Source organism: Nonomuraea cypriaca, assembly GCF_015645445.1.
GTDB lineage: Bacteria > Actinomycetota > Actinomycetes > Streptosporangiales > Streptosporangiaceae > Nonomuraea > Nonomuraea cypriaca.
Genome location: NZ_JADOGI010000555.1, coordinates 1 through 814 on the forward strand (window position 1 = coordinate 1; position 814 = coordinate 814).

Consider the following 814-nt stretch of genomic DNA (forward strand, 5'->3'; position numbering starts at 1 on the left):
GATCGGATGCCACCATCCTGGTCCGCTCGAGATCGCGGCGCAGTGCGGAATGGACGATACGCATGTCCTGGATGTCTGCCGGGCCGTCGTGGTTCATCTCCCCTACTTTCCGGCACCGCGCCGACCACTTCGGGCCAAGTGCTCGGACAGTGTGGCGGCAAGCCAGTTGACGTACGACGCCCTGTCCATGCCGACCTCCCGGGTCAGCAACAGGTAGACGTCGCTACACGTCACCGCCAGTACTCCGGCAACCTGTTCCTCGGTCGGCGACGGGACCCCCATTTGCTCGAATACTTCCCGAACGCCGCGCCATTGGGCGGCGCGGCTCTTTGCCTGCAAGGCAGCGCAGGCCTCGTCGACCGCGGCGCCTTGCTGCCTGTTGTGCGATTCGGACCCAGCCCCGGGAAGGTTCGCCCGTCCGTCGATGTGGACGGCCTGCCTGGGCTCAGCAAGCTGTTCGGACGTTCGTCTCGGTGCCGCGGTGCAGCCGGAAACGTGACGGCTCGGCGGGCTGCTCGTTGCTGCTCCACGATCCGTCGGGGTTGGTGACATGCAGTGTGGCGGTGATGCTGATCTCGTCTCCCCCTGCCCAGGTGGCCTCGATGTGACCCAGGTGGGTGCCCGGCTCCCGGGTGTCGGGGTAGGGCCAGCTGTCCAGGGTGAAGCGGCGGGCGTTGCGGTCCGCCGCCTCGCCCGAGAGCCGGTAGTCGATGGAGCGCCCCGCGACGCACACCTTCGCCTCACCCTCGACGTCGACGGAGCATCGGGAACACGTCTCCGCCCGCAGATGCATCACCACCGGCCGCGTGTCGCC

General features: G+C 67.9%; 1 protein-coding gene. It reads right to left on the reverse strand.

Annotated elements, in window-relative coordinates:
• Positions 1-445: 445 nt before the first annotated feature.
• Positions 446-814, reverse strand: a 369-nt coding sequence (locus ITP53_RS55580; RefSeq protein WP_195903524.1) for a hypothetical protein, incomplete at its 5' end; no start/stop codon positions are given.